We start from the raw sequence: 6,102 nt of genomic DNA, 5'->3' as shown, positions 1-6,102 counted from the left end.
GAGGGAGTGCCCACCGCCTGCCGAACGGCCTCCGAAGGGTGGGGCACTGGGATCCCAGCCAAAGCCTCTGCCGGGAAAAACTCAATGGGCCAGCCATAGGCTTGGGCCAGCTCCAAAAGACCCGGCTCGTCTTGCTTGAGCTCTAGGGTGGCCAGGCCGGCAATGGCCTCAAAAGCCAGCCCATGGGCCTGCAACAGGCGGCGCAGGGATCCCTCTAGCCAAGCGCGGGTGGTGCCCCGCTCGCAGCCCACCCCCACCCACAGCACCCGCGGATGCCAGTGCACTGTTGGGATCCCCGTGGGAGGGGAGAGGTATTCCCCAATCCAGATCTGGGCAACGGGATGGGGAGGAGAGGAGGCCACTAGGGGATGATCTGCCGGCCAAGCTTGTCGCCAAAGCCGCGTGCCGCAGGTCTGGTGAACGGCCACCGGCTCTCCCCGCGTCAAGGCGGCTGCCACCCCGTTCCAATCTCCAGCGCCCCGCCGCCAGCCGTAGGGATCCCCCAGCAAATCCAAAGGCGGGATCCCCAGCCCCTCGGAAGCAGAGGTGAGAACCGGCTGGGCTCCCAAGGTAGCGGCCACCTGCCGCGCCAGGGCATCGGCCCCCCCCACATGTCCCCCGCACAGGCTAATAGCCCAGCGACCGGCTTCGTCCACCACCACCACCGCCGGATCCCGCTGCTTGTCCTGCAAGAGGGGGGCAATGAGCCGCACCACCGACCCTGCGGCCAAGATGAAGAGACAGCCCTGCACCTGGGGCCAGGTTTGGGCAACGGCTTCTGCTAGGGAGCCTGGCGCTGTGGGATCCTTGGGATCCCCGTAAGCCTGCCAGGGGGAGGGCAGCCCCTGCGGGTCAGCTTTGCTCCAGCAGCTCACCTCCTTGCCCAAGAGCGGGATCAGAGAGTTGGCCAACCGGCGGGCGCGCGGGCTGGGGGCAAACAGAGCGAGCTTCATCGAGGTGGGCCAAGGCCAGGATTCTCCCCGGATCCTATACTGGACATAGAGCCACCCGCGAAGGGACAAGTGCCGATGGTCATCCCACCTGGACTGATGCTGCCCCTAATCCCCCTGGAGGTTTTGCTCTCCACGAAGGGGCTGATGTTTTTGCTGCTATCGGCCTATGGGGGGGCCATGTGGACATTTTTAAGTGGCGCTCCCCGTGTCCACACCATCATCGTGCCGGACTTGGAGCAGGCCAGAGGGTTTTATGAGAAGGTGTTGAAACTGCCGGAAGCGGAGCTGCCCCTGCAGTACTACTACGGCTACGAGCAAAGCATGGTCGGCTACAGCCTAGGATCCGCTTACTTTCCAGGGGATATTGGCCTCAGTCCCCGCTTCGATGCCAAAGCCCGTCCCACCTCTGGGCCCACCCAATTGGATACCCCCGGACTTTGGTACCAACTCTCCGACAATGTTCAATTGCACGTGATCCCTGGCTCTACAGATCCCTATGCGGGGTCCGGTTCCTACGGCAACGCCTCTAGGCCTAGCTCCTCATCTGCTTCTGCTTACGGGACTGTACCGGCAGCGGGCCGCAGCAGCGGCGTTCGCTATCGCCATGTCAGCTATGAGCGGGAGTCCCTTAAGGCCCTTCTGAAGCGAATCAACAAACAAGGGATCCGCAACAGCATTCGCTCCGAGAAGCCCTTCGTCTTTTGGGTGCGGGATCACCAGGGTCAGATTATCGAATTTGCCGAACTGAAAGGCTGACGGGATCCCCTAAGATTGTTAAAAGAAAGCCAAAAGTCGGCGGCGGGGGGATGCCAACGATGAAACGGGTGCTGCTGCTGGTGCTGTGTTTGCTGTGGCTCGGGGTGTGGGGCGGCCAGCCGGCCGTGGCTCTGTCGCGGGCCAAAGACAATCCGGTGGTGAGCGTGCAATCCCCAGCCAAGGACTTCATCACCACCGAGTCGGGATTGCAATACTACGACATCACTCAAGGCAGTGGGCCTTCGCCTCAGCCGGGGCAAACGGTGGTGGTGAACTACGTGGGCAAACTACAGGATGGCACCATCTTCGATAGCTCCTACAGGCGCAATCAGTCTTTTATCTTCACCTACGGAGTAGGCCAAGTCATCCGCGGTTGGGAGGAAGGGCTGGCCACCATGCGAGTGGGGGGCAAGCGCTACTTGCGCATTCCGCCGGAGTTGGCCTATGGCAGCCGCGGCGCCGGCGGCGTGATCCCCCCCAACGCCACCCTGGACTTTGAAGTGGAGCTCCTGGCCATCCAGTAGATTCAGATCTTGCAGAGACCGAATATCCAAGCGGCATTGGGCTTGTGCAGGAACTCCCTTCCCCGGAACTGTCTTCTTCTTGGCGGCCCAGTTCTCTGGCAGCAGATCCTGCCCTAGAAAAAGCTCGCCTGCGCCAGCACTTTCGCCAGCTACGGCAGAGGTTGGACAGATCCCTCATCAGTCAAAAGGTAGTGGCTCACTTGGCCTCTTGCCCCCAACTTTTGGCCGCCAAAACCATCCTGGCCTATGTGGCCTTCGGCTCCGAGGTGGACTTGGGATCCCTGTTTGTCCTTTTCCCGGAGAAGCAGTGGGGGATCCCCCGTTGTCTGCCGCGGCGGCAAATGCAGTGGCACCGCTACCAGCCGGCTGAGCTTGTCCCCAACTGCTGGGGCTTGCTGGAGCCTTCTCCCGGCAGCACAGTTATCGACCCTGGCAAGGCGGATTTGATCCTGGTGCCTGCCCTGGCCTGCGATCGTTGGGGAAGGCGTTTGGGCTATGGCGGCGGCTATTACGACCGCTTTTTGGCCGCTTTGCCGGATCCCAGTGTGCCCAAGTGGGGCATTGTCCCCCAAGCCTGCCTACTGGAGCAGCCTCTACCTCAGGATCCTTGGGATCAGCGCCTGGATGGGATCCAAACCGAGGAGAGGTTCTACGAGACGGGGATCCCCTAGACTAAAGAGGGTGGGCCTTGGAGGAAAAACGATGAGCCAAGTTTGGAAGCCGGCGCAGTGGCTAACCCAAAAGCTGCGTCTTGTCTGCATGAGCTTTGGCTGTGTGGCATTGGCGGTGCTCTTGATGGGCTTTGGGGCGATCCCCCTGCAACTGAAGGATCTCCACGTCACCCCCTGTCCCGATACCCCCGAATACACCAACCTGGTGACCAGCAACGGCAACCCCATACCGGCCAGGTGCCTGTTCGTCGAAGGCACAGTGGTCAACCGCTCCAAAAATACCCTGCTGAACGCGGATGTCTTCGGTCGGCTTTACGATGCCAACGGCAACGAGGTTCTGCCGGAGCGTACCCGCCTGGGGGCCATTGCAGAAGTTCCTCCCGGCGAGAGCCCTTTTTCAATTCGCATCTCGGTGCCCATAACCAGCCCCCTGCCCCTAACCCTGGAGCAATTCAAGGCCAGCGGCTTCAGCGGTACCGTGCGCCGATGAGGTCCAAAGCTGGCGGCTGAACTCCACCTGGGTGGGGCGCTCAGGCAAATGGAGCTGGGCAACCACAGGCGGGGTTTGGGCGATCAGCCGGCCCCGGCGGAAGACATACAGGCAAGCCGGTTTCAGGCGAATGGCTTCGACGGCATCGGCGGCCTGGAGCACCACCAGATCGGCATAGCAACCGGGTTCTAGGCCGTAGCCTTCCAACCCCAGAATGCGGGCCGGATTCTCCGTAACCGCCAAGAAACACTGGCGCATCTGCTCATAGCCTGTCAGGTGGGCGGCGTGGATGGCCATGTGGGCCACCTCCAGCATGTTGCCGCTGCCCAAAGGGTACCAGGGATCCATCACACAGTCATGACCAAAGGCCACCGTCAAGCCTGCGGCCATCAGCTCGGGCACCCGGGTCAGCCCCCGTCGCTTGGGGTAGGTATCGTGGCGACCTTGGATGACCATATTGACCAGCGGGTTGGCGATCACCCCCAGCTCTGCCTCGGCCATCAGGGGGATCAGTTTGCTGACGTAGTAGTTGTCCATCGAGTGCATGGAAGTTAGATGGGATCCGGCTACCCGCCCCTGCAAGCCCAGCCGCAGCGTTTCGTAGGCCAAGGTTTCCACATGGCGCGAAAGCGGATCGTCGGTCTCGTCGCAGTGCAGATCCACCCGCAGACCCCGCGCTGCTGCAATTTCACATAGGGCCCGCACCGAAGCCGTCCCTTCGGCCATCGTCCGCTCGAAGTGGGGGATTCCGCCCACCACCTCCACCCCCAAATCCAGAGCCTTCTCCAGAAGCTGCACCGCCCCTGGCGAGCGATAGTAGCCATCCTGAGGAAAGGCCACCAGTTGCAAATCCAAGTAGGGAGCCACTTTTTGCTTGACTTCCAGCAGCGCCCGCACCGCCAACAGGTTGGGATCGCACACATCCACATGGGTGCGGATGGCCAGGATCCCACGCGCCACTGCCCAGTCGCAATAGGTCAAGGCCCGCTCCATCACCGCCTCGGGGGTCAACAGCGGCTTCAACTCCCCCCAGAGGGCAATCCCTTCTAGCAAGGTGCCCGACTGGTTGACGCGCGGGATCCCATAGGTGAGGGTGGCATCCATGTGAAAGTGGGCATCCACGAAGGGGGGCGACACCAAGCGGTTGCTGACATCAATTTCTTGGGGGGCAGTGGCTTGTAAGTTGCTTTCCAGAGCCACAATGCGATCCCCCTGGATACCGATATCGATTCCCTTGCGGCCATCCGGCAAGTTGGCCCGGCGCAAAATGAGATCCATATGTTGTGGCTATTTGTTTGAACTTAGGATGGAAAGAAGCAACTACAGTTGACTGAATGATAGGCCAAATCAGATAAAGATGTCTTAAATTACCTCAAAGCCCGAATTTAGGAAACCAGTTGATTGGGTTATTGCTCACTTTATAAAAGAGGGCTGTAGTCCCCAACAGCATCCGGTTGTGCAAGATATCAACCAAGTAGTCAGAGGGATAATCTATCGAGAGCTGATTTGAGAGGACTTGGCCCTTACATCCATTCCAACCGTCAGCGAAACTTCGTTGTCCATTACAAACAAGCTCCTTCTCAAAAAATTGTATTTCAGGATACATATTTTCAGGGATCTCCCCCTTAGGATAAGCCGAGCAGTAACCCGATCTCGAACTAACCTCAACAGAAGCGACTATGGCACGTTTAGAACTCTCCCGGCGGGACTTCTGCCTGCGTTCTGGGGCTTTTGTGGCTGGCCTGATGGGGAGCCGCTGGTTGGTTCGCGATGCCGCGGTGGCTCAAGGAACCAAGCTGAAGGTGGCCGGGGTTTATACGGTTCCCATTGAGCAGCAGTGGGTGAGCCGGATCCATAAAGCCTTGATGGCTGCCCAGAAGCGGGGGGATATTGACTACACCTGGTCAGAGTCAGTTTCCAACACCGACTACCCACGGGTGCTGCGTCAGTATGCCGAGAGCGGCGTCCAACTGCTGGTGGGTGAGGTCTTCGGGGTGGAGCGGGAAGCGCGGGAAGTAGCCAAAGACTATCCCAAGGTCAGCTTTTTGATGGGATCCAGCCTCAAGCCGGATCCTGCCCTGAGCAATTTTGCCGTGTTTGACAACTACATCCACGAGCCTTCCTATTTGACGGGAATGGTGGCCGGGGGGCTGACCCGCTCCAAAATCATCGGCATGGTGGGGGGCTATCCCATTCCAGAAGTGAACCGCCTCATGAATGCTTTTATGGCAGGGGCGAGGGAACTGCAGCCGGAGGTGAAGTTTTTGGTCACCTTTATCGGCAGTTGGTTTGATCCCCCCAAAGCCAAAGAGGCGGCTTTTGCCCAAATTGATGCCGGCGCAGATATCCTCTATGCAGAGCGGTTTGGGGTATCTGATGCCGCCAAAGAGAGGGGCGTTTTGGCCATCGGCAATGTGATCGATACCCAGCCGGACTACCCGGAAACGGTGGTGGTCAGCGCCCTGTGGCACATGGAACCCACCATCGACAGAGCCATTGCCGCGGTGAAGGCCGGAGAGTTTAAGGCAGAGGACTACGGGATCTACAGCATGATGAAATATGGGGGATCCAGCCTCTCCGACTGGGGAACCTTTGCCGACAAAGTTCCGGCTGAACTGAAAGCTAAGGTGATGCAGCGGCAGGCAGAGATTTTGGCGGGGTCTTTTGTTGTGGCCATCGATGACAGCGAACCCAAGTCCACCCTCTGA

The 6,102-nt window shown here is 59.8% G+C and carries 7 protein-coding genes; 5 read left to right on the top strand and 2 right to left on the bottom strand.

The genetic code is table 11. The features are described 5' to 3' along the window. Nucleotides 1-953, bottom strand: a 953-nt coding sequence (locus NW819_RS04370) for a cobalt-precorrin 5A hydrolase (RefSeq protein ID WP_414413001.1), incomplete at its 3' end; no start/stop codon positions are given. A gap of 75 nt (nucleotides 954-1,028) precedes the next feature. Here NW819_RS04370 and NW819_RS04365 point away from each other — a divergent pair. Genes NW819_RS04365 through NW819_RS04350 form a run of 4 tightly spaced genes read left to right on the top strand, consistent with a single transcriptional unit; the run spans nucleotide 1,029 to nucleotide 3,394 of the window. Then, nucleotides 1,029-1,709, top strand: a complete 681-nt coding sequence (locus NW819_RS04365; protein WP_011432060.1) for a hypothetical protein — start codon at nucleotides 1,029-1,031, stop codon at nucleotides 1,707-1,709. Nucleotides 1,710-1,768: 59 nt separating this feature from the next. After that, complete coding sequence (locus NW819_RS04360; RefSeq protein WP_414413000.1) at nucleotides 1,769-2,233, top strand: FKBP-type peptidyl-prolyl cis-trans isomerase; 465 nt, start codon at nucleotides 1,769-1,771, stop codon at nucleotides 2,231-2,233. A 44-nt stretch (nucleotides 2,234-2,277) separates the two neighbouring features. Next, on the top strand, nucleotides 2,278-2,904 hold the full coding sequence (locus NW819_RS04355; protein ID WP_414412999.1) for a 5-formyltetrahydrofolate cyclo-ligase: 627 nt from the start codon (nucleotides 2,278-2,280) through the stop codon (nucleotides 2,902-2,904). A gap of 31 nt (nucleotides 2,905-2,935) precedes the next feature. Beyond that, nucleotides 2,936-3,394 (top strand): FxLYD domain-containing protein, encoded by a 459-nt coding sequence (locus NW819_RS04350; protein ID WP_414332474.1) that lies wholly within the window; start codon nucleotides 2,936-2,938, stop codon nucleotides 3,392-3,394. Here the strand turns inward: NW819_RS04350 and NW819_RS04345 are convergent. Next, complete coding sequence (locus NW819_RS04345) at nucleotides 3,341-4,672, bottom strand: amidohydrolase family protein (RefSeq protein ID WP_414412998.1); 1,332 nt, start codon at nucleotides 4,670-4,672, stop codon at nucleotides 3,341-3,343. The two genes, NW819_RS04350 and NW819_RS04345, sit on opposite strands and share 54 nt — an antisense overlap. 401 nt (nucleotides 4,673-5,073) lie before the next feature. Here NW819_RS04345 and NW819_RS04340 point away from each other — a divergent pair, with 401 nt between their 5' ends. Further along, nucleotides 5,074-6,102 carry a BMP family protein gene (locus tag NW819_RS04340; RefSeq protein WP_099812061.1) on the top strand — a complete coding sequence of 343 codons (1,029 nt, stop codon included), beginning with the start codon at nucleotides 5,074-5,076 and terminating at the stop codon, nucleotides 6,100-6,102.

The organism is Synechococcus sp. R8-2, from assembly GCF_047461715.1.
Classification (GTDB): domain Bacteria; phylum Cyanobacteriota; class Cyanobacteriia; order Thermostichales; family Thermostichaceae; genus Thermostichus.
This window is presented reverse-complemented; position numbering and strand designations above follow the sequence as displayed.